This is a genomic window from Bacillus sp. ISL-35, from assembly GCF_018613355.1.
Taxonomy (GTDB): Bacteria; Bacillota; Bacilli; order Bacillales; family Cytobacillaceae; genus Mesobacillus.
On sequence record NZ_JAGGQK010000004.1, the window covers coordinates 208,892 to 235,742 of the forward strand.

Sequence of the window (26,851 nt, forward strand, 5' to 3'; positions counted from 1 at the left end):
ATAGTTAGATAATATTGTAAAATGATTAATTGTCAGAATATTAAAAATGGTAAATTATGTTCATTTATGTACTGGGTAAAATGAACCAATTGAATTTTTTATTAAAAAAGGAAGCGACAGATCAAGAATATCTTTTAAAAAGAGAAAATATATCTATTACAAGACACGATTTTAAATTTTCAGAACTTTGTGGTTGTAAACGATTACAAATTGAGTTATATTTTTAGTTAATTAGTAAATCTTACTAACCAAAAAGAATTTTAAGGCCGTGATGTTATGAATCTAAGTGGAACACCGGTACAGTTGAAATCACTCAACAAGAAAAGGGTGCTTCAGTGCATTCAGGAAAATTCACCGATCTCCAGGGCGGAAATTGCCGCGAAAATCAATATCAGCAAGCCAACCGTATCATTATTGGTCGATGAATTGATGCAGGAAAAGTGGATTTTTGAGAAGGGGATTGGTGAGTCGACGTCACAGGGAGGCAGAAGGCCAATCCAGCTGTACTTCAATGAAAAGGCAGCATACATAATCGGAACGGATATTGGCGGGACGAAAGTGAAGACGGTAATTTGCGATTTGAATGGGAACATCGTCGCGAGCAGCAGTTTTAACACTTGCCAGTATCTTGACTCAGGGCTGCTAAAGCAGATTGCCAGAGAAATAGAGTTTATGGTGAACAAGGAAGGAATCGAAGACGAGAAGATCCTCGGAATGGGCGCAGGTGTCCCGGGAATCACTGAGACGACATCCGGGATTGTCGTTGAGGCCCCGAGCCTGAACTGGGTCCGGTATCCTTTTATCACAGAGGCGAAGCGCCATATTCCGTACCCGGTGCACGTCGATAATGATGTGAATGTGGCAGCGCTTGGCGAGCAGTGGCTTGGAAATGCGCGCGATAAGCAGAGTGTCCTTTTCATCGCCGTCGGCACGGGAATCGGCAGCGGAATTATCATCAACAATCAGCTTTACCGCGGCTCATCCAGCGCGGCTGGTGAAATTGGCTACATGGTGACGGACAAGAATGATATGAAAAATGAATTCAAGCCGATTTTTCACCGCTATGGCTATCTTGAAAGTGTGGCTGGAGGAAAATCGATTGGAGACAGGCTGACGAGTTGCATCCAGAAGGAGCCGGAGCATCCTTTGCATCAACAGGCACTTGCATCCGAGCTGTCGGGGGAGATGGCGTTCAAGCTGGCGAAAAGTGGTGACCAAATAGCCCTTAAAGTCATTGATGAAGCCATTGAGCATCTGGCTTATGGGATTGTGAATGCTGCCAGTTTGCTAAATCCAGAGATTGTTATTTTAGGAGGTGGTGTTCTTAAATCATCCGAATTCATTCTGCCGAAGCTGCAGGAGATTGTGAATCAATACCTTCCTAGTTCAGTCCAGCTGAAGACGTCCCAATTGGGTGACAACGCCGGGGTTCTTGGTGCCGTGTCACTGTTCATGAGGGAACATGAAAGTATGATTAAATACAATTAATGAGGGGGAATTTTTTGTGAAACACAAGAAAAAGGTTTCGATTATCACGGCTTTGACTTTATCTGCATCACTATTTTTAGCGGCATGCAGCTCTGAAGAGGGATCTAGCAAACCATCAGGAGACAGCAAGTCTGGTGACAAGCTAGAGGATAAAGTAGTCATTTATTCTCCGCACGGAAAGGATATTTTATCAGAATTCGAGAAGCAGTTCGAAGCTGAGTATGACGTTGATGTCGAATGGCTTGATATGGGATCGCAGGAAGTCCTTGACCGCGTCCGTTCTGAAAAGAACAACCCTCAGGCAGACGTCTGGTGGGGAGCTCCATCCGTCATGTTCGACCAGGCTAAGGACGAAGGACTTCTACAGCCGTATGAACCTTCCTACTCCGGGGCATTGGCTGATAATTTCCACGAAGCAGACTGGAACTGGTCAGGAACAAGCCAGACACCAGAGGTGATTATGTACAACAGCAAAGAGCTGACAAAGGAAGAAGCGCCGAAGGACTGGGATGACCTTCTTGACCCGAAATGGAAGGATGAAATCATCATCCGTTATCCGCTTGCTTCCGGTACGATGAGAACGATCTTCTCAGCAATGATCTACCGTGATTTCAAGGATTCCAAGGATACAGCAAAAGGCTACGAGTGGCTTGAAAAGCTTGATGCGAATACGAAGGAATACTCTGCTAACCCTGAAATGATGTACAACAAGGTTGCCAAGGGTGAAGGCTCCGTTTCCGTCTGGGCAATGCCGGATGTCGTCATGCTGAAGGAAAACAAGAACTATCCGTTTGAATTCATCGTTCCTGAAAGCGGAACACCAGTCCTGACTGAAGGAATCGCGATCGTGAAGGATGCGCCGCACCAGAAAGCAGCTGAAGCATTCTATGAGTTCGTCAACACGCCTGAAGCGGCAAAGCTTTTAGCAGAAAAATACTACCGCATCCCTACCCGTGATGATGTGAAGGATCTTCCGAAGTGGATCACAGATACTGAAATCAAGGCAATGGATATCGACTGGAAGGTCTTCCAGGACAATAGTGATGCGTGGATGAAGTATTGGGATGAGAACATTAAGAGCGGAGAAAAAGAAATCAAAGAATAGGATGTGTACGGTATGGCGTCGATAAAAATAGAAAATGTCCAAAAAGCCTTCGGAAAGGTAGTGGCAGTCGATCACTTGAATCTGGAAATCAATGATGGGGAATTCTTCACCTTCCTCGGGCCAAGTGGCTGCGGCAAGACGACAACGCTGCGGATGATTGCCGGATTCTATTATCCTACCAAGGGTGTCGTGCGATTTGGCGATAAAGATATGACGCGTGTACCTCCTGAAAAAAGAAATACGGGCATGGTTTTCCAAAACTATGCCCTTTTTCCTCATATGACGGTCTTTGAAAATGTCGCGTTTGGATTGAAGGTACGGAAGATGGCCTCCAGTGAAGTGAAAACAAGGGTTCACGAGGTCCTTCGCAAGGTCAGGCTCGAGCAATACGCCGATCGTCAGGTGAGTCAGTTGAGTGGAGGTCAGCAGCAGCGTGTGGCGCTTGCGAGGGCATTGGTGATCGAACCTGAAATCCTGTTGCTGGATGAGCCGTTAAGCAACCTGGATGCGAAGCTGCGCGATGAAATGCGGGCGGAGATCCTCAGGCTGAAGAAAGAATACAAGATTACGACGATTTATGTTACCCATGACCAGGCAGAGGCGCTGTCGATGAGTGACAGGATCGCTGTCTTCAATTTCGGGGTGTGCCACCAGGTGGGAACGCCTTCGGAGATTTATAATGAACCGGCCAATGACTTCGTTGCCAGTTTCATAGGCGAGATCAATCTTCTTCCTGTAAAAGTGGACCAGGTTGACGACGCTCATGTCACTGTTTCGGCTGGTGAAAATCAATTTGTTGTACATAATTCGCCTTTTCATTTTAATAGGGAAAACAGCGATCGTGAATTATCCCTTTCGGTTCGTCCTGAGTCCGTAAAGATTCTTGATGAAAAGGTTGATAGGCACAATGTTTTTAAAGGGAAGGTTGAAACAGTCCAGTTCTTCGGGACAATCATCAATCTAGCGGTAAAGGTCAATGACTTGCTGCTTGAGGTAAATGTACTGAATCATGTTTCGGCGAATTTGAAGCCGGGAGCAGATGTATGGGTTGAGCTTCCCGCCGATCAAATCAGGTTGATTCCAATGTTGAGCGGTGATGTGTCATGATGAAAAATCGAGATAACCGGCTGACATTATATTTGCTGATTCCGGTGCTGCTGGTCTTGATTGCCTATGTCCTGTATCCGTCATTAAGGACGATTCTTGAAAGTCTGCAAAAAGAGGGCAGTTTTACGTTTGGTAATTATGAAGATTTTTTCTCGCAGGAATCGAAGACAAATCTGCAAGCGTTATGGAATTCAGTCTACATATCCGTCCTCAGTGTTTTGGTGAGTGCGGCAATCGGGATTCCGCTGGCGTTTATTTTTAACCGATATGACTTCCCGGGCAGGGGCTTTTTCGCAACGGCTGCGATCATGCCGATTGTCTTGCCGTCATTGGTCGGGGTTATGGCATTCATGTTCCTTTATGGAGAGACGGGGCTTGTACCGAATGCGATCAAGGATTTGTTCGGGCTGGAAGAGGTTCCTTTTAAAATCGGCGGGATCTCGGGTATCCTGATTGTCCATGCTTATACGATGTATGTTTATTTTTACATGACGGTGTCATCGGCGATTCATAAAATCGACCCGTCGCTTGAGGAGTCAGCATACAACCTGGGAGCGAGCCGGTACCAAGTGTTCTGGAAGGTGACGTTCCCATTGTTGACTCCGGCCATCGTTGCCGCTTCGCTGCTGGTGTTCATGATCTCGATGGCCTCCTTCAGTGCACCGTTTTTGCTGGCGGGGGGATTCCGGGTGCTGAGTCTGCAGATTTATTTTTCCAAGATTAATGGAGACATGGAGGTTGCCGCGACTCAATCTGTCATCCTGTCGATTGTATCGATTTCCTTCTTATTATTTATGCGCTGGTACCAGAATCGCAAGGACTACCGGATGGCGTCAAAGGGGATTGGGGCGCATCGCAGTGAAGTGAACAATCCGGTGCTGAAATGGACGATGGTGTTCATCGGGGTGATCGGAGTCATCATCCTGCTGCTGCCGCACTTCACGATTCTGCTGCTTTCACTCGTTCCGGACGGGACCTGGACATGGCAGACGTATCCTTCGGTGTTTAACTTTGAGAACTATAGATTGCTGCTGGAGGACCCGAATATCTTCAAGCCTCTGAAAAACAGCTTGCTGTTATCAGTGATCGCGACGGCGGGGAACCTTGTGTTCGGTGTGCTCGCGTCGTATGTGCTGGTTAAGCGAAAATTTGTCGGCAAAAGCTTTGTGGATATCCTCGTGATGATTCCATGGGCATTGCCGGCGACGGTTATCGGGATGAACTTGATCATCGCTTTTAACGAACCAAATATTTTCTCATTCGGAAATATCCTTGTCGGGACGTTCTGGATCCTGCCACTTGCCTATTTTATCAGGCATATTCCGCTCGTCGTCCGCTCGACGAATGCGGTTTTGGAGCAGCTGGATGATTCGATTGAGGAAGCTTCAAGGAGCCTTGGGGCCAAGTGGTTCTATACGTTCCGGAAGGTTATTTTGCCAATCATCATGCCGGGCGTGCTGTCAGGGACTTTGCTGGCATTTGTTGAATCTGTCGGTGAGTTCCCGACATCGGTATTGCTGTATACGATTTCGAACAGACCGATTTCAATTGAGATCATGAACCAGCTGCGGATGTTCAATATGGGCCAGGCTGCTGCATATGGGATGATCCAGATTGTCTTGATCGCCGTGGTCCTGCTTATCTCAAACAAGTTCTTTGGGGTCAAGGCCGAACAGTCGTTATCTTAAGGCTGGAATTATAGCATAATCATAGAATCGGAGATGAAAATATGAACAAGCTAGAAGAGTTTATCAAGAATGAAGGGGCGGCTTTTCCCGGGAAGACGTATGTTGAGGCACTGTTGAAACCGGTCTTCAATGACCAGCGGGATTACTTGTTCCATGTCATGTTTGATATCCACCGGGCGCATGTGATTATGCTTGCTGAACAGGGGATTATCGAAAAAGATGAAGCGAAAGTGATGCTTGAGGGGATTAATAAGGTTGCCGTGACAGATGTCGGGCAGCTGAGTTATGAGCCGCAGTTCGAGGATTTATTTTTCATGATGGAAGCGAAGATCGGCGAGGAAATCGGCGCCGAGCTTGCCGGCAAAATCCATATCGGGCGCAGTCGCAATGATATGGGGGTCGCGATGTACCGGTTGGTGCTCAGGGAGCATCTCGTCAATCTGCTTGGAACTGCCTATCAGTTGAGCGAGGCGTTGCTTGAGCAGGCTGAGAGCCATACGGATACGATTATTACCGGTTATACGCATACGCAGCCGGCCCAGCCGACGACACTGGGGCATTACTTCCTTGCAATCTATGATGTATTGGGACGCGATATTCAGAGGCTGTGGGCTGCTTACCGGACGGTTAACCAGTCCTCGCTTGGAGCGGCCGCTCTGACGACTACGGGATTCCCGATCAGCCGTGAACGTACTCGGGAATTGCTCGGGTTTGACCGGATTGTCGAGAACTCCTATGACTCGATTGGCGGAGGAGATTACCTGCTTGAAACGGCGTCAGCGTTGATGACGAGCATGGTGAATACCGGCCGCTGGATCCAGGACTTCCTTCAGCATGTCACACGGGAATTCGGTTCTTTTTACGTCGCCGATCCTTACGTGCAATGCAGCAGCATCATGCCGCAAAAGCGCAACCCGGTATCGATTGAGCATTCCCGCTCGATTGCCAGCAGTGCATATGGCGACGCGCTCGCCGCTTTCAATATGGTCCACAATACACCATTTGGAGATATCGTCGATACAGAAGACGACCTGCAGCCGCATCTGTACCGTGCTTTCAATAACGCCAACCGCGTCTGGAAGCTGATGTACGCGGTCATTGCGACGCTGAAGGTGAATGGTGAGCATACGAAGGAAATGGCGAAGAAATCGAGTATTACGATTACCGAGCTCGCGGACACACTTGCCCGTGAATACGAAGTGCCATTCAGGAAAGCCCACTCGATTGCAAGCTTCATTTCCAAAGAGACAATTAAGGAAAGTAAAGAACTTTACGAATGGGACGTTGAAGCTATTAACGCGGTGATTAAGCAATTCGTCGACGTGTCACTGACAGAAGAAGAATGGCAAAAAATTATTTCGCCAGAATACTTCATAGAAATTCGTGATCTCCAGGGAGGACCAAGCCCGAAAGAAGTTAAGCGGATGATTGGAGAAAGAAAAGAGAAATTAAGTAGAGACTTGGAAGAGTACACAGAAACTGTGCGTGTATTGGATGAGAAGAGCAAAGAGTTGGTTGAATTCAGTTTTTGAGGAAGCAAGGGAATATCCCTTTGCTTCTTTTTTTCATCCGACAGTTGTCTGTCACCGGGGATAAGTTATACAATAAGTGCTCTTTGCTCCCTATTATTCAAGCCTTTGCTTTCTGTGCCCATAAAAAAAGAAGCATAGTAATTACACTATACTTCGTAAAGTTTCTTCAGTTTTATTAGGCTTTTCTCATAATCCTTTGTTCACGAATTGTTTCGAGTATTTTCAGTTCTGCTTGTTCATTCAACTCATCAATTCGCTTATTCAGGAAAAAGGCATCGATCCATGACCAAATTACAGAGCCGGCAAGAAGAAATATAAAAATCATCATCATAAAATCTGCTAAGCCATTAAAGTAATCTATAGTAGAGAGCATAGTTATAATTGCAATTAATGGAATCATACTTGTTAACAGCATAGCAGAGGCATAGCCATAATTTTCGGTATAAAATCGATGGGCGCCAAAAAAGCTCAAACCAGCCCAAAGGCCCCAGGCTGCTTCTTTATTTTTCTTCTTCTTCATCATTTCTGATTGAAGAACTGCTAATTCTTCCAAGGTTAAATCCATCTTGTTCAATGTTGTCACCCTAACGATTAAGCAATAGAATTCTTTTTAGCATTTTTCAATAAACGGATTTCTGAAAGAATTTCATTTTCAACCTTTTCATTTGTATCCTTAATCATTCCGTTCAGTAAGAATAAGTCAATAAAGGTCCAAAAACCTAGGCCGCCTAGTGTTAACAGCATAGCAACAGCAGTACCCGTTTTCCCTAAATAAAAACGGTGACCCCCAATACCGCCAGTAAAAAACCAAAGCAGCCATGTTGTTCCTGTGGATTTTTGTTTTTTGCTCATCTCCGAACTAAGAAGCTGTAGTTCTTCAGTTGTTAGGTCTTGTTTGTGAATAAGAGACACGTATTTTCCCCCTATAAAATTGGTATTTTATTTCTATCTTTTTATATATTACCATTATATATTGTTTGAATGTGTAAAATTTTCTCTTTTTTTGTAAAAAATATGTGCATTAAGTCGAGTTTTTAAGAAATTTGTAGTTTTTACCTATGGTTCATTTGTAATGACAAAATGATTATTTGGTTTTTTTAATAAGATCTTTTCAATTTATCCAATGGTAGGGGATATTCATTTAGTTTTTATTTTCGATCATCCTATAAATCCTAATAATTGTGGCGGACAAAGAAAGTAACGGAGTGAATAGGAATGAAAATAAAGCGCTGGTCCATTGTACTTAAAAATGTCATTAGTACGAAAAGAACCTGTAGGGATCATAAAAAAGCGGAGAATTCACTTCTCCGCTTTTCTCGTAACCTCTTATAAACCTGGTGAATAAGCAGTTGCTGGGATGTTATCATATTCAGCCGCGTCAAGATCCTCTACCGAACCATCTACGACTCCATTAATGATTCCGTACAATCCTGTCTCTACAGCCTTCACCAGCTGGCCTTTTTTCTTTTGGCCCAATGAGTGCGACTGGCCTCTTACTTCAAAAAGTACTGTGCCGCTTCCGTTCAATGCAAAGCTTCCAAGTGCGGTACCAGGCAAGTCCAGGTTTTGTTGATATAGTGAGATATTATTGAACGGTGAATTTTCGCCCAGTGCCTGGAGAGCATTATAGGCAGCTAGATTAAGCTGTTTGGAATACTCTAAATTGTAATTATCCTTATACTCTGCGTACTTGGCGCCTTCTACTGTGTTCGGATTTGGAACGAAATCTGCTGATAGGGACATGGTGACAATATTATCTGTTCCTTCAACATAATATTGTCCCTGGTGGTGGAGGTCGATGAAGACATCCACTTTACCGAACTCGGATAGAAGGTTTTTATAAACATCGCGGACAGTTTGTGATTCTGGCGTGATGTACCAGCCTGGATCACTTGAGGTTCCTGGGAAATCCTCTGCTTTTGGAACATAATTAAGGTCAGGATTGAAGTCCCGGTTTACGTCAAATCCAGGTCTGCCGTTGTAATCCCTGTCCTGAAGTATCCGGTTATTATAATAATTCCATGAAGGACCTGCTGCATCAGCAAGTTGTGGGAAATCCTCGACGACATCTTCCCATGACATATCATTGCCCCGGCGATCAAGTTCGGAGGCATCAGGGTTCATCTTTGGCAAAGTGACCAGAGTGATTTCCTCACGAATTTTTTGTGCTTCTGGCGAATTGCTGGATCCAAGGAATTGAAGCATGCTGAGCAGCGCCTCGGTTCCAGTGTTCTCATTTCCATGGATTTCACTTTCCATCAGGACGACTTTATCACCAGTTCCGACTCTGGCCTGGTAAATATCACGCCCCTGGTTTGATTGGCCGACAACCTCCAATGCAACTTTCCCCTGGCTGTTCGCTTCGATTTGCTGGAGGCGTTTGACCATCTCAGCATAATCAGTATAGCCATTCACTGAATAAACCTGGTTTTCATTGTAAAGATTTCCGTTCGGTGAATTAGTTGCCAGTGCCGGTGAGGCGAGAGCCGTACACAATGCCAATACACTTAGTCCTGTCATTACTTTGTTGTTTTTCATTAATCTATCACTCCTTTAAACTAGTAAACTGTCTCATTGCTATCTTAATAACTTTAATAGGGAGATGTTGCTGTAATTTGTCGAATATTTCGATTTACGAAATAAATGAGAGGAAGGAACTAATGGGTTTTCTAGTTTTGGGATTTTGGTATGGGAGAAGAGAGTGGAAGTTTATTTCTTTATCCCTAGTTCTAATAGGAAATAAGTCTAAACTTCCTTTCAATCCGGATATAATAACTGCTAACCAAGTAGAGGATCCATTCTTTTACAAAGCAAGTCCGTATAAAATAAACAGCGGAGCCTAATCCCTCTTCATCCAGGGAAAACTTCACTTTTTATAAGACGTGTCAACGAGGTCAGCTTACCAAGACACAAAGAATCTATGTAAAATGTTAATTTTAAATTTTTTGAAAAAATAGATTGATTTTTGAAAGGGGTTTCATTTATACTGTCACTAAACCGGTTTACTAAACCGTTTTACTAAATCGGTTTAGAGTTGTAGAAGAAGGGATTTCTATGAAAAAAGTAACCATGCAGGATGTTGCTGAAAAGGCGGGCGTTTCGAAGAGCACGGTTTCTCAGTACATAAATAATCGATACGAGTTTATGGCAGAGCCTACGAGAAAGCGCATACAAGAGGCGATCCGGGAGCTTGGCTATATACCGAATTTCGTTGCTAAGAGCTTGAAGCAGAAAAAGTCGTCGACCATTGGGGTCATCGTGGCCAATATCCTCCATACGTTTTCGACGGAAATCATCCGTGCAATCGAAGATGCGTGCGAGCTGAGTCATTTTCATATGTTTGTCTGCAATGCTGATGACAATCCGGAAAAGGAACGGGACTATATCAACATGCTTCTTGCAAAGCAGGTTGACGGCCTGATCATCTTCCCGACTGCTGACAATAAGTGTTTATACGAAGAGCTCAAACAATCGAATTTCCCTGTTGTATTCGTTGATAGAAAAATAGAGCAGCCGATTTATCCAACATTGATGCTGAACAATGAAAGAGCGGCAGAGATCGCGGTAAGGGAGCTCCTTAAAAAAGGCCACAATAAAATTGGTGCTGTATCAATGTCCATTACCCAGAAGGTTTCTCCGAGGGTCGAACGTATTACCGGATTCAAGAAAACCCTTGAAGAAAACGGGATTACCCCAAATGAGGATTGGATTACAGCAGCTGACCGTAAAGAAATCGGCCCTGCGCTTGAAAAACTTTGGAAGCAGGAAGACAGGCCAGAAGCATTTTTTGCTACCAATGATCTTTCCTTGATTGAATTGCTGAAGTTCTTAAGGAAAAAGAATCTTAAAGTTGGCGAAGATGTAAGCGTTATCGCAGTGGATGATTCAGATTTCCTTGAAATCGCCGCCACACCGATTTCAGCTATCAAACAGCCAACTTTCCAGATTGGCAGGGAAGCAGCTGAAGAGCTGTTCCATCTGATCGCTGAAGGGAGATTGGAAGATTCATATGAAGTTAGAAGGTACGACCCTGTTTTAATCGAGCGGGAATCAGTACAAGTGTTGGGAGAGAAGAACAATGCCAGATAGATATAAAGTCATGACGATTGGAGATGCAATGATCACCTTCAATCCATCCGTGCAAGGTCCCCTGCGCTTTGTAGAAAGTTTTAATCGGAAGGTCGGAGGTGCGGAGCTGAACTTTGCGATTGGCTGTGCCAGGCTGGGACTCGGAAGCAAGTGGGTAAGCAGACTAGGCAAGGATGAGTTCGGCAAGGTCATCTATAACTTCACCCGCGGTGAGGGGGTGGATGTCTCTGAAGTAGAACTGGTGGAAGGTTATCCGACATCATTGAATTTCAAGGAGATCAATGGAGATGGGTCGGGCAAAACATTCTACTATCGATACAATTCGCCGATTACAACCCTGACTCCTGAAAAAGTAAAAGCCGAATGGTTTGAAAATGTGAACCTGCTTCATCTCACAGGTGTTTACCTTGCGGTTGATTCTAATAACCTGCAGGTTGCCAAGAGAATGATCGAGCTTGCCAAAGAGAAAGGAATTCCAGTTTCATTCGATCCGAATATCAGGCTGAAGCTCTGGACGATTGAAGATGCGCGCAAAGCATATGCAGAAATTTTCCCGGATGTTGATATCCTGCTTACTGGACTTGATGAAATCCGTTTGATCATTGGCAAGGATTCAGAAGAAGAGCTAGCTAAGTTCGCAGATCAATATGGAATCAGGGATCTGGTCATCAAAGACGGTGCGAACGGCTCAAGGCTTTACCGGGACGGTCATTGGATTGAAGCACCAGGTTTTAAGGTCAATCCGATCGATACGGTAGGGGCAGGAGATGGATTTGACTCCGGTTATGTATACGGATGGCTCAATGGCTTCACCCCCGAGCAGCTTCTCCGCTTTGCCAATGGAGTCGGTGCTCTAGTTACCACGGTATCAGGCGATAATGAAGGTCTTCCATACCTCGAAGAAGTAAGCGCTTTTATTAACAATGAATCGATCATTGAACGCTAACCGAGGAGGAAGCTGGTCATGAAAACCATCACAACCGTATTAGAAGAAATGCAGAAGGTTTGCTTGAACGTTGATGCAGAAGAGTATGCATTCTTCGTACAGCTTTTAAAAGAAGACCGCCGGTTCTTTTTCACAGGCGAAGGCAGGTCAGGATTTGTAGCCAAAGCCATTGCCATGAGGCTTATGCATAGCGGCAAGACGGTATATGTTGTCGGGGAAACGACAACTCCGGCAATTCAGGAGACTGATATTTTAGTAGTACTTTCAGGCTCAGGAAAAACCGCACAGGTGCTGAATATATCCGAAAGCGCTCATCGAGCCGGTGCAACAGTATTCATGATCACAACAAATCAAGAAGCACTCCAGCTTCCATTTATATCAGGCGGGGTAAGAATCCCGGCCGCAACGAAATATCGTCATGCGGGTGAACCGGAAACGATCCAGCCGCTTGGGAACCAGTTTGACCAGGCAGCCCATCTCATTTTGGATGCAGCGATTATCGACAGCCTTGCAGAAGGAAAGACGAACGAAGAATTAGTAAAGAAACATTCCAATTTGGAATAGGGGGGATAAGGAATGTCTACAGTAACCATTCCACATCAAGAAGCGCAAGACCTAGCTGTAAAAAAACTTTGCGAAGCAGGACTGAATAAGGAACATGCAGAAAAAGTGGCTGAAATCCTTGTCCACGCCGACCTTAGAAATGTTAACTCACATGGTGTCTTGCGTACCGAGCATTATGTGAACCGCCTGAATGCTGGCGGCATTAATCCAAATGCAGACATCAAATTCAACCAGACCGGCCCGGTAACAGGCGTTGTCGACGGTGATGATGGTTTTGGGCATGTGATCGCCGATGTTGCGATGAAACAGGCAATCGCAATGGCGAAGGAAAATGGCATCGGAATGGTGACCGCCATCAACAGCAGCCACTGCGGCGCTCTGAGCTATTTTGTCCAGGAAGCGGCAGAACAGAACCTGATTGGCATTGCGATGACCCACACGGATAAAATCGTCGTGCCGTTCGGCGGCAAGGAAGCGTTCCTTGGCACGAACCCCATCGCATATGGAGTTCCTGCCAAAACAAGCAAGCCGTTCATTCTTGATATGGCTACTTCAAATGTAGCGCTGGGCAAAATCCTTCAATACAAGGAAGAAGGCAAAGAGATTCCTCCTGGCTGGGGAGTCGACGAGAATGGGGAAACCGTTACGGATCCAGCCAAGGTAGTCGCACTTCAAACATTTGGCGGCCCTAAGGGTTATGGGCTGTCCATGATTGTAGACATCTTCTCCGGATTGCTTGCAGGCGCGGCATTCGGACCTCATATCTCCAAGATGTACGGCGATCTGGACAAAAAGCGGAAGCTTGGCCATTATTTCTGCGCCATCAATCCGGCATTCTTTACCGATGCGGATGCATTCCTGGAGAACATGGACCAGATGATGGCAGAAATTCGCCAGGCACCACCAGCACCTGGTTTCTCTCAAGTTTTTGTGCCAGGTGAGATTGAACAGATGAATGAAGAAAGAAACCTTGAAAATGGGATTACCATTGCTTCTACTGTGTATCAATTTTTAAAAAAATAAATCATTGTAAACAAAGGGGAGGAAATAATTCATGAAAAAGGCAAAGTTTTTATCAGGTATTTTGGCGGCATCACTATTATTGACAGCTTGCGGCTCCGGGGATTCTGAGAAAGCTGGGGGAGAAAGCAAAGGGGAAGTCATCAAGTGGAAGTTTGGCCACCTTGCTGACGAAAATCACATTTGGCACAAAACAGCTTTGAAATTTGAAGAGCTTGTTGAGGAAAAGACAGATGGCGGCATCGATATCAGCATCTATCCAAACAACTCACTTGGAGGAGAAACAGACACAATCAACGCAATCCAATCTGGAACAGCTGACATGGTTATTTCTGGTGAGACATTGCAAAACTGGGCTCCAAAAGCTGCATTGATGGCTGTTCCGTATGCATTCCGTGATCTGGACCATGTGAAGACAGTTGTCGAAGGCGAAATCGGTAAGGAAATCGAAGCTGAAATCACTGAAAAGGCTGGTTTAACACCTTTGTACTATCATACACGCGCACCGCGTAACCTGACATCCAACAAAGAAATCAAAACACCTGAAGATCTGAAAGGTTTCAGCATGCGTGTACCGAACGTTCCATTGTTCTTGAAGGTTTGGGAAGCTGCTGGTGCCAAGCCGCAGGTAATGGACTTCAATGAAGTGTTTACAGGACTTCAGCAAGGTGTAATCGATGGCCAGGAAAATCCTGTTGATTTAATCAAGAGCGGTGCACTATATGAAGTTCAGGACTATGTGAACCGTACTGAGCACGTTTACTCTTGGATATATATCCTTGTTGGCAACAAGCAGTTCGATGCCCTGAATGAAGACCAGAAGAAAGCTGTAAAAGAAGCAGCTGCTGAAGCTCAAAAATATGGTGAAGAATTGTACGACAAAGAAATCGCTCAAATCGAAAAAGATCTTGAAGGCGAAGGCATGAAGTTTGTCGATGTTGACCAGGATGCATTCCGTGAAGCAATGATCCCGGCAATCAAGGCATCCTTGAAGCCAGAGCAATATGAATTATACGAAAAGATTCTTGAAACGAAGTAATTTTAATGAAGGCACTGTCCGGCTATTCCAGCCGGCTGTGCCTTTCCTTTAAGAAAGGTGATGAAACCATGAAAATACGTAAATGGCTAGATATGCTGTTGGCATTTTTGACTGTTATCAGCTTTACCGGTGTCATTGTTGTCGTGATGGTTCAAATCATGTCCCGTTATCTGCCTTATACTGCAATCTGGACAGAGGAACTGACACGATATTTATTCATTTATGCCATTTGCTTCGGCGCACCGCTGGCATTGCTTCGTGGAGAATATATCAATGTCGATATGATTTTTGCGAAAATGTCACATAATTTCAGGCGTTTTTACGAAATTGCGATCTATGCACTATTAATGGTTCTATTCGGTGTCATGGTCAAGACAGGATATGACTTCACCCTGGTCGGGACCCAAATGTCAGCGACGATGCCGTTCAAAATGTCTGCAATCCATGCAGCAATCTTGATTATGTCATTGCTATTAGCGTTTTATTCTATTGTTAAAATCGTTAAGTTGATTCGTAACGAAGAAGACTTCAAGTCAGACATTGATGGAGGCGAAATTTAATGGCGGCCTTACTGTTCATATCTTTTATCATCCTTATCTTTTTAGGAGTGCCGGTTGCTTTTAGCCTCGGTTTGTCATCCTTGTTCTATCTATTCATGGCAGATATTCCTCTGACCATCATTCCCCAAAAAATGTTTGCTGGACTAAATTCCTTTGTCCTGCTCTGTATTCCAGGGTTTATCCTTGCTGGTAACCTGATGAACGCAGGAGGGATTACTGACCGTATCATCAAGTTTGCCAACAACCTGTTTGGACATATCCGGGGTGGCCTCGGTCTTGCCAATGTTGGTTCTTCCATGGGATTTGCCGGGATTTCCGGAACTGCGCTTGCGGATACGGCAAGTATCGGTGCCATCCTGATCCCGGCGATGAAAAAGGAAGGATATGGAGCTGGATTTTCCGCTGCCGTAACTGCATCATCTTCGACTGTTGGACCTATCATTCCACCGTCACTGCCAATGATCATTGTTGGTACGCTTGCGTCTATTTCAATCGGTGATTTGTTTTTAGCTGGGGCCGTTCCTGGACTATTGCTTGGACTTGGCTTAATGATACCTACTTACATTATTTCGGTTAAGCGGAACTACCCAAAGGGTGAAAGGAAATCGTTGAAAGTCATTTTTGAAAGCTTCATGGGCTCTTTCTGGGCTTTATTCATGACATTCATTATTTTATGGGGTATCCTTGGCGGTTATTTCACGCCAACTGAAGCTTCCATTATTGCGGTTATCTACGCTCTAGTGATCGGTATTTTTGTTTATAAAGAGTTGCCAATTAAAAAGATTCCAGAGATCATGCTTTCTTCAATGACATCTACAGCATCCATCATGCTTTTAGTAGGATTCGCGAACCTGTTTGGCTGGATAATGGTCAGTGAGCAGATTCCACAGTTAGTCGCAGATGCCATTCTGGGAATCTCTGAAAATCCTATTGTTGTCATCTTATTGATCAACCTATTACTATTATTCGTTGGAACATTCATGGAGACGATCGCTGCGCTTGTCATCCTGTTCCCTGTACTAATGCCTGTCGCTGCACAGGTTGGAATGGACCCTGTCCAGTTCGGAGTCATGATGGTCCTAAACCTGGTCATCGGCCTTGTTACACCGCCAGTAGGTGTGTGTCTGTTCGTTGCTTCGCAAATTGGTAAGGTTTCAATCGGGAAGGCTGCGAAAGAACTTATTCCGTTTATTGGCGTCAGCCTGGCGGTATTGCTGCTTGTAGCGTTTGTGCCTCAAGTATCTCTTTATCTACCAAGTCTATTTGAATAGGTGGTTTTAAAAATGAAGGCAGTCCAAATTCCAGAAGCTATGGAACTCGTAATTCAAGATTTAGAACAACCTGTGATTAAAAATCCGGAAGATGTTCTTGTAAAAGTCAAGCGTGTTGGTATTTGTGGATCTGATATGCATATCTATCATGGCACCAATCCGCTTGCCACTTATCCGCGAATCCCTGGCCATGAGGTTGCCGGGGAAGTGGTTGAAGTTGGTTCAGGTGTGAAAGGTGTGAAACCCGGAGACCATGTCGTGGTGGAACCGATCCGATATTGCGGCGAGTGCTATGCGTGCCGCAAAGGACGCCCGAACGTCTGTCGATCCCTTTCTGTTTTCGGTGTTCATGAGGACGGAGGTATGCGCGAATTCTTTGTATTGCCGGAAAGACAGCTGCATGTCGTCGATGCAGAACTTGATTGGAATGAGGCGGTTTTAGCAGAGCCATTGACGATTGGGGCGCAGGCAGTCTGGCGCGGAGATGTCCAGGAGTCGGATACCGTGTTAATTCAGGGTTCAGGTCCAATCGGGATTTGTATCTTGAAAATGGCAAAGCTTCAAGGTGCAAAAGTCATCATGACAGACCTTGAAGAGGAAAGATTGGCATTCGCCAGGGAAAATGGAGCGGATGAAGTCATTAATGCCCGTGAGGTTTCTGTAGAAGAAAAGGTAATGGAGCTTACAGATGGAGAAGGACCCAATGTGGTGATTGACGCGGTTTGCCTTCCTTCTACGTTTGAACTGGGCGTGAATGTTGTTTCCCCGGCAGGCACTGTCGTGGTGCTAGGCTTTGATGAGCGTCCATCCCAGATTTCTCAGCTTCCGATTACGAAAAAAGAAGTAACAATCGTTGGTTCCCGTCTGCAGACGAACCAATTTGGAAAAGTGGTCTCATTCCTTAACGAGCGAAAATTAAAGGGAAATGGTTTTATCACCCACCAGTTCCCATTAGAGCAGGTAAAAGAAGCATTCTCATTCGTAGAAAAGAATCCGGGTGAAGTCCGAAAAGCAGTTATTGTTTTTGAATAAGGAGTGATTGGATGAACTTGAAAATAGAAACTTTGAAGCAATTGGCTGAATCCAAAGTCGTCGCTGTTGTCCGCGGGAGCTCGGCTGAAGAAGCGATTCAGATTTCCGGGGCCGCAATCGAAGGGGGCTTCAGGGCAATCGAACTTACCTATACGACTCCAGGAGTGGAAAAGGCGTTCGAAGCACTGGCAGGAACAGAGGCAATTTTAGGGGCAGGTACGGTACTGGACCCTGAAACGGCCCGCCATGCAATTTTGAGTGGTGCCAAATTCGTCGTTAGCCCGAATTTCAATAAAGAAATTGCCACGTTGTGTAACAGATATTCTGTTGCCTATCTGCCAGGATGCATGACCATCACGGAAATCGTAACAGCGGTGGAAAGCGGCTGTGACATCGTGAAGCTGTTCCCGGCAAACCGTTTTGACCCATCCTTCATTGGCGCGGTCAATGGTCCGCTGCCTCAGGTTCGTGTGATGCCAACCGGTGGTGTCAACCTGGACAATGTCATGAACTGGCTCAGTGCAGGGGCGGTCGCAGCCGGAATTGGCAGCGATTTGAACAAAGCATATCGTGCCTCCGGCAAAGATGGAGTCAGGGAGCTGTGCAGTAAATACATCAATGCAGTAACAGGAGGGAAAGCATAATGAATATTACGTTTCGCTGGTATGGGCGTGATAATGATACAGTAACCCTCGATCAAATAAGGCAGATTCCAGGTGTGAAGGGCATTGTCTGGGCTCTGCACCAAAAGCCGGTCGGTGAGGTATGGGAAAAAGAAGAAGTCAAGGCAGAAATGGATTATATTAAATCCTTTGGCTTTCACGGCGATGTCGTAGAAAGTGTCAATATCCATGAAGCAATCAAGTTGGGGAATGAAGACCGTGACCGCTACATTGAGAATTACAAGCAGACAATCAGGAACCTGGGCGAAGTTGGGGTAAAGGTTATTTGTTACAATTTTATGCCGATCTTTGACTGGACACGCACAGAGATGTTCAAAGAACTGCCTGATGGATCAACTGCTTTATTTTTCGAAAAAGCGAAAGTGGAAAACCGCGATCCGCAGGAGCTAATCGATACGGTTGCTTCAGCATCCGATTTAACACTGCCAGGCTGGGAGCCGGAAAAAATGGCTCGAATCAAGGAATTATTTGCGGCGTATGAAAGTGTTACAGAGGAAGACCTGTGGGAAAACCTTGGTTACTTCCTAAATGAAATCCTCCCAGTTGCAGAAGAGGCTGGAATCAAAATGGCGATCCACCCGGATGATCCGCCATGGACAATATTTGGATTGCCACGCATCATGACTGGAAGGGAGAGCCTGGAGAGGCTTCTATCAATCTCTGATTCTCCGTCAAACGGGATTACCTTCTGTACAGGTTCCCTTGGGGCAAGCCCGAAAAATGATATGGTGGCACTTGCAGCTGAGTTCGCGCACAAGTCACCATTTGCGCACATCCGTAATGTGAAAATCTTTGAAAATGGCGATTTTATCGAGACATCGCATTTAACAACAGATGGTTCGATCAATATCAAAGGCGTTGTAAAAGAGCTATCTGATATCCAGTACGAGGGATATGTCCGTCCGGACCATGGGCGACACCTTTGGGGAGAGGTTTGCAGGCCTGGATACGGATTATACGACAGAGCGCTTGGCATCATGTATCTTCTCGGGTTGTGGGATGCATACCAGGCTTCAAAATAGGAGGGATACGATGTTTCCGATCCATGAAAATTTAAAGGGCAAAACAGCGGTTATCACCGGAGGAAGCGGAGTGCTTTGCTCGGAGATGGCCCGTGAGCTGTCAAGGCATGGCGTCAATGTCGCAATTTTGAACCGCACTGCGGAAAAGGGCGAAGCGATCGCAGGGGAGATCAATTCGTCCGGAGGCTCAGCCATTGCTGTAGCCGCAGATGTACTGGACCAAAATTCTCTTGAAACAGCCAAAGCTACTGTTGTCGAGGCCTATGGACGCGTCGATATCTTGATCAATGGAGCAGGCGGAAATCATCCTGATGCGATTACGGCAGTGGAGACATATGAAGAGGACTCAACCGAAAAATCCTTTTTCGATATGGATGCTTCCGGATTCTCCAAGGTATTTGACACGAACTTCATCGGAACCTTTTTAACATGCCAGGTGTTTGGTAAAGAGCTGTTGAAGCAGGATGCTCCTGTGATTATCAATGTGTCATCGATGAGTGCCTATTCACCGATGACGAAGGTTCCTGCCTACAGCGCAGCCAAATCTGCGATCAATAACTTCACGATGTGGATGGCGGTCCATTTTGCAGAAACCGGCTTGCGAGTGAACGCGATTGCTCCAGGATTCTTCCTGACCTCGCAAAATCGCAATCTGTTGCTGAAGGAAGACGGAACGCATACAGACCGCTCCAAGAAAATTATTGCTCATACGCCAATGAAGCGATTCGGCCAGCCGAAGGACCTGCTTGGTGCTCTGCTCTGGCTGACTGATGAAGAGTACTCCGGTTTTGTTACTGGTGTGACTGTACCGGTGGATGGCGGATTTATGGCGTATTCAGGAGTATAATTATTTAGTGGCATCCACCGGACACGTTCCTGTGGATGTTTGCTATTTTAGGAGGCAGCTATGAAGATTCAGCTTGCACTAGACCGATTAACAAGAGAACAATGCTTTTCGATTTTGGAAGAAACAGCAGAAAATATCGATAGGATTGAATTAGGCACAGGTGTGATCAAAGAATATGGGATGGCCATCGTTCGGGAAATTCGCCAGGCTTATCCGCATAAAACGATTGTAGCCGACATGAAAACCTGTGATGCAGGCCGGCACGAGGCAAAGCAAGCGTTTGAAGCTGGTGCAGATATCATCACCGTGATGGCATTTTCCCATAACAAGACGATTGAAGAAACACTGGCGGTTGCTCAGAAGTTTGGTAAAAGGGTTATGATCGATTTGCTTGGCGTGGATTCAAAAGAGAGGACCGAAGAGCTGCGAGGATTGGGCGTGGATCTATTTTGCCTTCATATAGGTAAGGACATGCAAAAGGAAGGCTCGCTAGCTGATTCTTCACTGAACCGACTCGTAGAAGGAATGGAAGGTGTGGAGGTCGCCATTGCCGGCGGGATTTCAGAGAACACCATTGGTCTGCTTGAAGGAATCGATATCGCAATCGTCGGGAGCGCGATCACCGGGAGCAGCAATCCAGAGGAAGCAAGCAGAAGACTGAGAAGTAAAACAAGGGGACGATTGTGAATGGAATAACCGTCCCGTTGTTTTTAGGTTCGTTCAATATAGCTATCTTTTTTAATGATTTCCAGTTCGACTTCTGTCAGCTGAAAATACTCAGCCAGGTCTTTTTCGTTCGTTTGTGGTGGAAATGTCCTTCTTTTTAGAGGGCCGAACTTCCGCTTATTATAGGAACTCCACCAGCTCAAGGCAACAGCACTTGTGATGACCACCAGGAAGGTGATGAGCAGGATGGAGTTTGCATTATCCAAGTTTAATTCGAGAAAGGTAAAATCAAGATCTCGGTCAAAATGGGAGCTGAAGTTATACAAGAACAGGATGAGAAAGAGCCAGCCGAAAAAAGTGAATAGCAGGTCGATAGTTTTTCGCGGCTTGGACTGTTTGCTGTTGATGATCATGGTATCTCCTTAAAGGTGGAGCCCACGGTCCGGACTCTCCCAGGTTGCGAATTGGTTTTTATTTTTCCTGAGGATCTTTAATCCTCTAGGAAGTGCCCTGATGACAAGCAGGGCATTGATATGCCAGTAAAGGATTGGGTACCAGATCCCCCACAGCATGTATTTCAGGATCCCTTTTTCATACTTCCTCTCAATATAAAGGGCGACCAGGAATTGCAGCAGACAAATAATAGATAAGTAGTTTCCGATCCATAATGTTGGCAGGATGAATTCCTGATGGAATATATAGTTGTACAGCATTATCAACAGAGAGATAAACCAGGTGATCGACCAGACAACGCTAAGCACCTGCTCGATATAGACAGGGTATAATCTGCGCTGGCGCCAGTCGAGAAAGATATCCATGTGGCGCAGGATGACTTCGATGCCGCCCTGTGTCCATCGCAACCGCTGCTTCCAGATCCCCCTCAAGGTTTCCGGAACGAGCATCCAGCAAAGTGCCTTTGGTTCGTACCGGACATCCCAGAACCTTCTTTGCAGCTTCCAAGTGATCCCGATGTCGTCGGTGATCAGGTCGGTATCCCACATCCCAGCGTCCAGCAGAGCTTTTTTACGAAAAACAACAAACACCCCAGAAACCGTCATTACTTTCCCGAGCACCCTCTGTGTCCTTTTTATCAGGCCGATTATGCTCGCGTATTCTACCAGCTGGATTTTCGCCAGCAGGCTTGTCCGATTGCGGATCCTGGGATTGCCTGTCACCGCGCCAACTCTTTCCCCGTTATTCGGTGTAATGAAATGAGGGACAATATAGTTTAACGCATCCTTATCGAGGATGGCGTCACTGTCAATCGTCGCGATGAGTTCGCCTTTGGAAGCCAGGACCCCCTGCTTCAGGGCATTCGCTTTGCCTTTATTATTCACGACATTGACGATGCGCAGTTTCGGATACAAAACCAGCAACGACTTGAGTATTTCCATCGTACGGTCTTTGCTTCCATCATTAATGACAATGATTTCGTAATTGGGATAATTGAACTCTGATGCAAATTTCACTGTCTCCTCGATTGTCTGTTCCTCATTGGAGGCCGGTATCAGCAGGGAAACAAAGGGAAGGTCCTCCATCTTGTGTTGGGTGGGAATATCCTGTTTCTCTTTTTTTACGTAATAAATTAAACTTCCCGTAATCCAAACAATTCCCATGACCAGAGGATAATAAAATAGAAACAATACTAAGAAGTTGATCAAATTTGCACCCGTCCTATTAAAAATGTGAGTTGTAATAAGAGAATATTACTTTGTGGATGTTAGAATAGCAATCTAATTTTGGCGGTGAATGTGCTGCCAAATTATGGAGCGGAATAGAGTTAAACTTAGGGTCAAAAACTAGAAGAAGGTAGGTGAAGTAGGAAAAGGCTGGACATATATTGGCATCACGATAAAAATGCCCAGCAACCATCACGGTTTGCTGGGCACTGCTTGATTAGTTTGCTACGTCGATAATACGACCTTCAACCGAAGGACTTACTGTCTTGTTTTCTTGCTGATTCACATATTCAGTGAAGATTTCCCAGTCGACGAAACCAGGTTCGCTCACACGTCCTTCGCTATAAGCTTTTCCAAATACGTCGTATCCGTCTCCGCCTTTAGCAGTAAAAGTGTTTGTTGCCACTGCATATGTTTTAGTAAGGTCCAGACTTACGTAGTTGACGCCGTCTTCCTTCACTTCAACTGACTGGACACGCTGGCCAGCTGGAAGCGAGCTGTCGTAGGTGAATTTCAAGCCTGACACTTGCAGGAATCCACCGAACGCTGTGGGGGCATCCTTGACACTGTGCTCCAGTGCTTCTTTGATTTCAGCACCTGTCAGCTGCATGATTCCTAAAGAGTTTCCGAATGGCATGACTTCAAGTACTTTTGCCATTGTAATATCTCCCGCGTTGACGGAAGTACGGATCCCGCCGCCGTTTTGGACTGCGATAACTGTATTAGGGTTGATTGTTTTGGCTTTTGCGAGCATTCCATCGGTAATCAGATTTCCAAGATTCGTTTCAACTGTTCTCGCAGGAGGATTTCCACCAATTAAATCGACAGTGGTTGTACCGATTACTGTGTTTTTCATTTCATCAACAGCAGGTTTATACTTTTCGTTCAGGATTTTAGCTGCTTTTAGATCATCTTCGAAATTTTTCACATCCAACAATTCGCCGGCATATTCGATAACACGGCCATTTTTATTAAACTTAACATCCAGGGTACCAAGGAACTTTCCATACTCATTTGCCTGGACGATGACAGTCGGTTCTTTGCCGGCTTCTACTAAAATTGGCTCGTCCAACTGAACATGAGTATGACCGCCGACGATGACATCGATACCTTCTACTTCCTCAGCCAGTGTCAGGTCATTGTCCCCGCCGCCATCATTCAGACCGATATGAGTCAGGGCAATAATCTTATTGACTCCTTGCTTCTCGAATGATTTAACTGCAGCTTTTGCCTCATTGATGTAGTCAGTGAATTCGACACCCTCTCCAGGGCTTGAGATATCTACTGTTTCAGCAGTCGTAAGACCAAAAATACCGATTTTCTCACCATTTACCTCTTTTACGATGCCTTTGTAGACTTCGCCGTCATTTGCTTTAGTAGAGAATTCATTATTTGTTAGCATATTCATATTTTCGTCATTATCAAAGTTTACGTTTGCATCAACAAATGGGAATTCCGCTTCTTTTACAAAGTTAGCAAGAGTGGATGTTCCTTTATCAAACTCATGGTTTCCAAAGGTCATGGCGTCATATCCTGCCAGATTCATGAACTCCAAATCTGCCAGTCCCTGAAACTCGTTAAAATAGAGGGTACCTGAGAAGACATCACCGGCATCTAATAATAAAGTATTGGCGTTCTCTTCGCGCACTTGATTAATCGCCGAAATTCTTTTTGCAACTGAGTCTAAATGCGCATGCGTATCATTGGTATGCATGACTGTTAACTCGTAAGGTTTGCCAGGCTTTTTGCCCTTCATGTTCGCCGACGCTGCAGGAACAGCAATGGATGTCAAAAGAGCAGCGGATGCAGCTACTGATAAAAGTTTGCGGTAGAACTTGTTACGGTGATTCATTAACAGTTTCCTCCTCGTAATCAAAAGTGATCTTGCTACTAAACTAGTTACCATGCCAAACATCTTAATTCTACCAAATTTATTTTCTTATAGAGTGAATTAAGTGAAAATTCATTAATTTAGTACTAAAGACCTAACTGAAAAGGATTGATTTAAGAATTTATATCAAAAGGAATTAATAACTTTCATTGATAGATAAGTATTTCAATAATACTCAATATGGAGTTAACCTTGTTATATATTACACCGATAAAAAAATTGAAAGATTTGATAAAGGGGATTCAAATATCATGGCGAATTATTTTGAAATATAGATAGATTATTGGGGGAAAACGATGAAAAAGAAGGGGAAGCTAATAAAGTTAGGGCTGCTGCTGTCTTTAATTCTGAGCGGATGCTCTGATGGAATTCAAGAGGAAACGGTGGTCAAGGCCGAGAGCAAAGTGACAACTGCAATACGTACTGAAACTAGAATTGCCGTCAATAAAGACTTTATGCCAAACATGAACTTTGTGCCGCGGAGCAATATACCTACCCATATCGTATTGCATTTCATTAGCAATGCTGCGAACAATCCTGATAATCCTTATGTATATGAAGACATCAGAAAGATTTTTATTGATTACAATGTATCTCCTCATTACATGATCGACCGTAATGGAGAAATATATCACTTATTGCCGGAAAACCGGGCTGCCCGTCATGCAGGCAAAGGGAATATAGAGGGATACACGGAATACGAGGATCTATTAAATAAATACTCAATCGGTATTGAGTTAATGGCCATTGGAACGGAAGAAGAAATGCAACAGATGATGTCTTCAGAGTATTACAGAAAAATCCCTTCAGAACTTATCGGCTACACAGAAGCACAATATCAAGCTCTTAATCTCCTGATAGATGATATAATGGCGAGGAATTCAATGATAAAAAGAGATAGAAACCATATTATCGGTCATGACGAATACGCGCCTGAACGAAAAACAGACCCTGGCAGTTTGTTTGAATGGGAAAAAATAATGTCGAGTGGAGAGTAGCTTTTATGGCTGCTCTTTTTTGATATATAGCAAGTGGGACATTATGAATGGTTACTATGAAAAATTTCGGAACTACGAGATAACTTCACAAACACGTTATTTTTCTTGAAATTTGGGTAAATAGTATGTAACAACCAAACCCAAACAGAAAGCAGGGATTGATGATGAATAATGATAAGAATTCGAACTCTTATAAACAGGAAATGAACTTGAATATGTATATGGATGCCGTTCATGATACTGACAATACTGAGCTGATTCTGCTTCGTGAAAAGACAAGGTATACCGATGGAGCAAACAAAGTCATTCGAAAGGTTCAGAATGAGTTTCTGAAGAAAAGAAGAGAAGTGGAAATCGACCAAGCTCTAGCTAAAAAGGATAAAAAGAGATTCATGGAATTGACTTCTGAAAACTGGAAGGATGCTTTGTAAGGTGAAATGGAATAGTATTTGGATTATATAGAAAGCCTGGAACCTAAGGAATATAAATGGTTTCAGGCTTTTTGAATGTCGAGAAGGATAGCTTGCAATAATGGTCAAGTTCGATTGAGCTGAATAAGTTGTTGAACCAACTGGAAAAAAGTGCTCCGAATTTCCAGTTCGCCAATAAAAATTGATTTTCGCCAATAAATTTGTGAACTTCGCCAATAACATAAATTTAATTTAGAAGAAAAGCTTTTTTCTCCAGGTTACTAGCCTCGATTATTCAACAACCTCCAATAATTGCTCCTTAAGTTTCTTTTTAGCACCGCTTCGCCACTGTTTGATCGCTGAAATAGACACATTTTCCTTTTCAGCGATTTCTCTGACAGATAGGAAATCGAGACAGGTGTAGATGACCCACTTTGTTTCTTTTTCAGTGAGTTCCTGACAGTAGCTGAGCAAAAACTCAAGTTCCAGCGGCTGGTCTGGCTGCGTTTCTTCGACTGAATCCCAGTATTCCTCTTTTGGATGAATGCTCCGTTCTTCAAATAGGATGTTTCGGTTCATTTCATTCAGGATTTGTCCTTTTATATACGAATAAGCATAATTGGTGAACTCGCCTTTTTCAGGATCAAAGGCTTCTGCTGCTTCCCAGAGACCGACAAGGCCAATATGAAAGTAATCTTCTTTATTTTTGTAGATATTCAGCGAGCGGATAATTTTATGGATCATTGGTTCATATTGTTTAGCCAATTGTTCAAAGCCTTCCATTTTGCAATCCTTTCGGGATCGCGCGCGTTCCATGGTATTCCCGGGTAGCTTTACGATACTCCTGGAGATGGCTCGTACACCAATCGCGAAAAATGAGTTTTGGAAGGCAAAAAGGCATAAATTGATGAAAAAATGCTTCAAAATTGAATTTTCAAAGTCATTTCCTGAAGTATGGGTCAGTTAAGTGCAATTAGGAGAAACAGTTCAGGTTGAATTGTGAAACTTTTTAGTCAATTGCAGAAAAAAATTTTAGTGTTATGTTATCAACACATCTATAGTAATAAGGATGCTGATCCTCCTGTTTTTTGGCAGAGAAACGAAAAAAACGGACCTGATTACAGGTCCGTTGAATATTTTATTATACTAATAAAATAAAAAATTAGCAATATTTCATAAGTACTAGACTTAATGACACACAAAAATACAGATTT

The 26,851-nt window shown here is 44.4% G+C and carries 26 protein-coding genes; 19 read left to right on the top strand and 7 right to left on the bottom strand.

Annotated elements, in window-relative coordinates:
- Positions 1–276 precede the first annotated feature (276 nt).
- The 5 genes from J7E38_RS07095 to argH are packed head-to-tail and all read left to right on the top strand — an operon-like array spanning position 277 to position 6,920.
- The gene (locus J7E38_RS07095; RefSeq protein ID WP_214706121.1) at positions 277–1,488 is read left to right on the top strand and encodes an ROK family transcriptional regulator; all 1,212 of its coding nucleotides are present in this window, start codon (positions 277–279) and stop codon (positions 1,486–1,488) included.
- A 16-nt stretch (positions 1,489–1,504) separates the two neighbouring features.
- Positions 1,505–2,593, top strand: a complete 1,089-nt coding sequence (locus J7E38_RS07100) for an extracellular solute-binding protein (RefSeq protein WP_214706122.1) — start codon at positions 1,505–1,507, stop codon at positions 2,591–2,593.
- A 12-nt stretch (positions 2,594–2,605) separates the two neighbouring features.
- Positions 2,606–3,700 (top strand): ABC transporter ATP-binding protein, encoded by a 1,095-nt coding sequence (locus J7E38_RS07105; protein ID WP_214706123.1) that lies wholly within the window; start codon positions 2,606–2,608, stop codon positions 3,698–3,700.
- Positions 3,697–5,388, top strand: coding sequence for an ABC transporter permease (locus J7E38_RS07110; protein WP_214706124.1), 1,692 nt, complete (start codon positions 3,697–3,699; stop codon positions 5,386–5,388). The genes J7E38_RS07105 and J7E38_RS07110 overlap by 4 nt, the downstream gene beginning before the upstream one ends.
- Positions 5,389–5,429: 41 nt before the next feature.
- Complete coding sequence (argH, locus tag J7E38_RS07115) at positions 5,430–6,920, top strand: argininosuccinate lyase (protein WP_214706125.1); 1,491 nt, start codon at positions 5,430–5,432, stop codon at positions 6,918–6,920.
- Between the two features lie 175 nt (positions 6,921–7,095).
- On the opposite strand, the gene J7E38_RS07120 is transcribed toward argH, so the two are convergent.
- The 3 genes from J7E38_RS07120 to J7E38_RS07130 all read right to left on the bottom strand — a co-directional run bounded on the left by J7E38_RS07120 (position 7,096) and on the right by J7E38_RS07130 (position 9,458).
- Positions 7,096–7,485: an NINE protein gene (locus J7E38_RS07120; protein WP_251030258.1), complete on the bottom strand. Its 390-nt coding sequence runs from the start codon at positions 7,483–7,485 to the stop codon at positions 7,096–7,098.
- A 26-nt stretch (positions 7,486–7,511) separates the two neighbouring features.
- Positions 7,512–7,832, bottom strand: coding sequence for a TM2 domain-containing protein (locus J7E38_RS07125; protein WP_214706128.1), 321 nt, complete (start codon positions 7,830–7,832; stop codon positions 7,512–7,514).
- A 414-nt stretch (positions 7,833–8,246) separates the two neighbouring features.
- Entirely contained in the window at positions 8,247–9,458 is a 1,212-nt protein-coding gene (locus tag J7E38_RS07130; RefSeq protein ID WP_214706129.1) for a M14 family zinc carboxypeptidase, read from the bottom strand.
- Positions 9,459–9,974: 516 nt separating this feature from the next.
- On the opposite strand from J7E38_RS07130, the gene J7E38_RS07135 reads away from it, so the two are divergent.
- The 12 genes from J7E38_RS07135 to hxlA all read left to right on the top strand — a co-directional run bounded on the left by J7E38_RS07135 (position 9,975) and on the right by hxlA (position 20,680).
- Positions 9,975–11,009: a LacI family DNA-binding transcriptional regulator gene (locus J7E38_RS07135; RefSeq protein WP_214706130.1), complete on the top strand. Its 1,035-nt coding sequence runs from the start codon at positions 9,975–9,977 to the stop codon at positions 11,007–11,009.
- The gene (locus J7E38_RS07140) at positions 10,999–11,955 is read left to right on the top strand and encodes a sugar kinase (RefSeq protein ID WP_214706131.1); all 957 of its coding nucleotides are present in this window, start codon (positions 10,999–11,001) and stop codon (positions 11,953–11,955) included. The genes J7E38_RS07135 and J7E38_RS07140 overlap by 11 nt, the downstream gene beginning before the upstream one ends.
- A gap of 18 nt (positions 11,956–11,973) precedes the next feature.
- Positions 11,974–12,519, top strand: coding sequence for a 6-phospho-3-hexuloisomerase (gene hxlB, locus J7E38_RS07145; RefSeq protein ID WP_214706132.1), 546 nt, complete (start codon positions 11,974–11,976; stop codon positions 12,517–12,519).
- Between the two features lie 12 nt (positions 12,520–12,531).
- Complete coding sequence (gene allD / locus J7E38_RS07150; RefSeq protein WP_214706134.1) at positions 12,532–13,542, top strand: ureidoglycolate dehydrogenase; 1,011 nt, start codon at positions 12,532–12,534, stop codon at positions 13,540–13,542.
- A 31-nt stretch (positions 13,543–13,573) separates the two neighbouring features.
- On the top strand, positions 13,574–14,578 hold the full coding sequence (locus J7E38_RS07155; RefSeq protein WP_214706136.1) for a TRAP transporter substrate-binding protein: 1,005 nt from the start codon (positions 13,574–13,576) through the stop codon (positions 14,576–14,578).
- Between the two features lie 68 nt (positions 14,579–14,646).
- Positions 14,647–15,138 (top strand): TRAP transporter small permease, encoded by a 492-nt coding sequence (locus J7E38_RS07160; RefSeq protein ID WP_214706138.1) that lies wholly within the window; start codon positions 14,647–14,649, stop codon positions 15,136–15,138.
- On the top strand, positions 15,138–16,409 hold the full coding sequence (locus tag J7E38_RS07165) for a TRAP transporter large permease (RefSeq protein ID WP_214706140.1): 1,272 nt from the start codon (positions 15,138–15,140) through the stop codon (positions 16,407–16,409). Before J7E38_RS07160 ends, J7E38_RS07165 begins: the two co-directional genes overlap by 1 nt.
- 12 nt (positions 16,410–16,421) lie before the next feature.
- Positions 16,422–17,441, top strand: coding sequence for a zinc-binding alcohol dehydrogenase family protein (locus J7E38_RS07170; protein ID WP_214706141.1), 1,020 nt, complete (start codon positions 16,422–16,424; stop codon positions 17,439–17,441).
- 11 nt (positions 17,442–17,452) lie between these two features.
- Complete coding sequence (locus J7E38_RS07175) at positions 17,453–18,085, top strand: bifunctional 2-keto-4-hydroxyglutarate aldolase/2-keto-3-deoxy-6-phosphogluconate aldolase (RefSeq protein ID WP_214706142.1); 633 nt, start codon at positions 17,453–17,455, stop codon at positions 18,083–18,085.
- Positions 18,085–19,146 carry a mannonate dehydratase gene (gene uxuA / locus J7E38_RS07180; RefSeq protein WP_214706143.1) on the top strand — a complete coding sequence of 354 codons (1,062 nt, stop codon included), beginning with the start codon at positions 18,085–18,087 and terminating at the stop codon, positions 19,144–19,146. Before J7E38_RS07175 ends, uxuA begins: the two co-directional genes overlap by 1 nt.
- 10 nt (positions 19,147–19,156) lie before the next feature.
- Positions 19,157–19,993 carry an SDR family oxidoreductase gene (locus J7E38_RS07185; protein ID WP_214706144.1) on the top strand — a complete coding sequence of 279 codons (837 nt, stop codon included), beginning with the start codon at positions 19,157–19,159 and terminating at the stop codon, positions 19,991–19,993.
- Positions 19,994–20,053: 60 nt separating this feature from the next.
- The gene (hxlA, locus tag J7E38_RS07190; RefSeq protein ID WP_214706146.1) at positions 20,054–20,680 is read left to right on the top strand and encodes a 3-hexulose-6-phosphate synthase; all 627 of its coding nucleotides are present in this window, start codon (positions 20,054–20,056) and stop codon (positions 20,678–20,680) included.
- Between the two features lie 23 nt (positions 20,681–20,703).
- Here hxlA and pgaD read toward each other — a convergent pair whose 3' ends face one another.
- The 3 genes from pgaD to J7E38_RS07205 all read right to left on the bottom strand — a co-directional run bounded on the left by pgaD (position 20,704) and on the right by J7E38_RS07205 (position 24,190).
- Complete coding sequence (gene pgaD / locus J7E38_RS07195; protein WP_214706148.1) at positions 20,704–21,072, bottom strand: poly-beta-1,6-N-acetyl-D-glucosamine biosynthesis protein PgaD; 369 nt, start codon at positions 21,070–21,072, stop codon at positions 20,704–20,706.
- A 9-nt stretch (positions 21,073–21,081) separates the two neighbouring features.
- Complete coding sequence (gene pgaC, locus J7E38_RS07200) at positions 21,082–22,320, bottom strand: poly-beta-1,6-N-acetyl-D-glucosamine synthase (RefSeq protein WP_214706150.1); 1,239 nt, start codon at positions 22,318–22,320, stop codon at positions 21,082–21,084.
- A gap of 235 nt (positions 22,321–22,555) precedes the next feature.
- Positions 22,556–24,190, bottom strand: a complete 1,635-nt coding sequence (locus J7E38_RS07205) for a bifunctional metallophosphatase/5'-nucleotidase (protein ID WP_214706151.1) — start codon at positions 24,188–24,190, stop codon at positions 22,556–22,558.
- Positions 24,191–24,525: 335 nt separating this feature from the next.
- Here J7E38_RS07205 and J7E38_RS07210 point away from each other — a divergent pair, with 335 nt between their 5' ends.
- Positions 24,526–25,227 (top strand): N-acetylmuramoyl-L-alanine amidase, encoded by a 702-nt coding sequence (locus J7E38_RS07210; RefSeq protein ID WP_214706152.1) that lies wholly within the window; start codon positions 24,526–24,528, stop codon positions 25,225–25,227.
- A gap of 164 nt (positions 25,228–25,391) precedes the next feature.
- Positions 25,392–25,658, top strand: coding sequence for an IDEAL domain-containing protein (locus J7E38_RS07215; protein ID WP_215038283.1), 267 nt, complete (start codon positions 25,392–25,394; stop codon positions 25,656–25,658).
- A gap of 270 nt (positions 25,659–25,928) precedes the next feature.
- Here the strand turns inward: J7E38_RS07215 and J7E38_RS07220 are convergent, their stop codons facing one another.
- Positions 25,929–26,420, bottom strand: a complete 492-nt coding sequence (locus J7E38_RS07220; RefSeq protein WP_214706154.1) for a sigma-70 family RNA polymerase sigma factor — start codon at positions 26,418–26,420, stop codon at positions 25,929–25,931.
- Positions 26,421–26,851 lie beyond the last annotated feature (431 nt).

What these genes read in the sequence shown, in the direction of transcription:
- J7E38_RS07170 (WP_214706141.1), top strand. Translation starts at nt 16,422, where the DNA reads ATGAAGGCAGTCCAAATTCCAGAAGCTATGGAACTCGTAATTCAAGAT.
- hxlB (WP_214706132.1), top strand. Translation starts at nt 11,974, where the DNA reads ATGAAAACCATCACAACCGTATTAGAAGAAATGCAGAAGGTTTGCTTG.
- J7E38_RS07215 (WP_215038283.1), top strand. Translation starts at nt 25,392, where the DNA reads ATGAATAATGATAAGAATTCGAACTCTTATAAACAGGAAATGAACTTG.
- J7E38_RS07140 (WP_214706131.1), top strand. Translation starts at nt 10,999, where the DNA reads ATGCCAGATAGATATAAAGTCATGACGATTGGAGATGCAATGATCACC.
- pgaD (WP_214706148.1), bottom strand. Translation starts at nt 21,072, where the DNA reads ATGATCATCAACAGCAAACAGTCCAAGCCGCGAAAAACTATCGACCTG.
- J7E38_RS07120 (WP_251030258.1), bottom strand. Translation starts at nt 7,485, where the DNA reads ATGGATTTAACCTTGGAAGAATTAGCAGTTCTTCAATCAGAAATGATG.
- J7E38_RS07205 (WP_214706151.1), bottom strand. Translation starts at nt 24,190, where the DNA reads ATGAATCACCGTAACAAGTTCTACCGCAAACTTTTATCAGTAGCTGCA.
- J7E38_RS07130 (WP_214706129.1), bottom strand. Translation starts at nt 9,458, where the DNA reads ATGAAAAACAACAAAGTAATGACAGGACTAAGTGTATTGGCATTGTGT.
- J7E38_RS07105 (WP_214706123.1), top strand. Translation starts at nt 2,606, where the DNA reads ATGGCGTCGATAAAAATAGAAAATGTCCAAAAAGCCTTCGGAAAGGTA.
- J7E38_RS07095 (WP_214706121.1), top strand. Translation starts at nt 277, where the DNA reads ATGAATCTAAGTGGAACACCGGTACAGTTGAAATCACTCAACAAGAAA.
- J7E38_RS07155 (WP_214706136.1), top strand. Translation starts at nt 13,574, where the DNA reads ATGAAAAAGGCAAAGTTTTTATCAGGTATTTTGGCGGCATCACTATTA.
- J7E38_RS07135 (WP_214706130.1), top strand. Translation starts at nt 9,975, where the DNA reads ATGAAAAAAGTAACCATGCAGGATGTTGCTGAAAAGGCGGGCGTTTCG.
- J7E38_RS07185 (WP_214706144.1), top strand. Translation starts at nt 19,157, where the DNA reads ATGTTTCCGATCCATGAAAATTTAAAGGGCAAAACAGCGGTTATCACC.
- J7E38_RS07175 (WP_214706142.1), top strand. Translation starts at nt 17,453, where the DNA reads ATGAACTTGAAAATAGAAACTTTGAAGCAATTGGCTGAATCCAAAGTC.
- J7E38_RS07210 (WP_214706152.1), top strand. Translation starts at nt 24,526, where the DNA reads ATGAAAAAGAAGGGGAAGCTAATAAAGTTAGGGCTGCTGCTGTCTTTA.
- argH (WP_214706125.1), top strand. Translation starts at nt 5,430, where the DNA reads ATGAACAAGCTAGAAGAGTTTATCAAGAATGAAGGGGCGGCTTTTCCC.
- hxlA (WP_214706146.1), top strand. Translation starts at nt 20,054, where the DNA reads ATGAAGATTCAGCTTGCACTAGACCGATTAACAAGAGAACAATGCTTT.
- J7E38_RS07220 (WP_214706154.1), bottom strand. Translation starts at nt 26,420, where the DNA reads ATGGAAGGCTTTGAACAATTGGCTAAACAATATGAACCAATGATCCAT.
- uxuA (WP_214706143.1), top strand. Translation starts at nt 18,085, where the DNA reads ATGAATATTACGTTTCGCTGGTATGGGCGTGATAATGATACAGTAACC.
- J7E38_RS07110 (WP_214706124.1), top strand. Translation starts at nt 3,697, where the DNA reads ATGATGAAAAATCGAGATAACCGGCTGACATTATATTTGCTGATTCCG.
- J7E38_RS07165 (WP_214706140.1), top strand. Translation starts at nt 15,138, where the DNA reads ATGGCGGCCTTACTGTTCATATCTTTTATCATCCTTATCTTTTTAGGA.
- allD (WP_214706134.1), top strand. Translation starts at nt 12,532, where the DNA reads ATGTCTACAGTAACCATTCCACATCAAGAAGCGCAAGACCTAGCTGTA.
- J7E38_RS07160 (WP_214706138.1), top strand. Translation starts at nt 14,647, where the DNA reads ATGAAAATACGTAAATGGCTAGATATGCTGTTGGCATTTTTGACTGTT.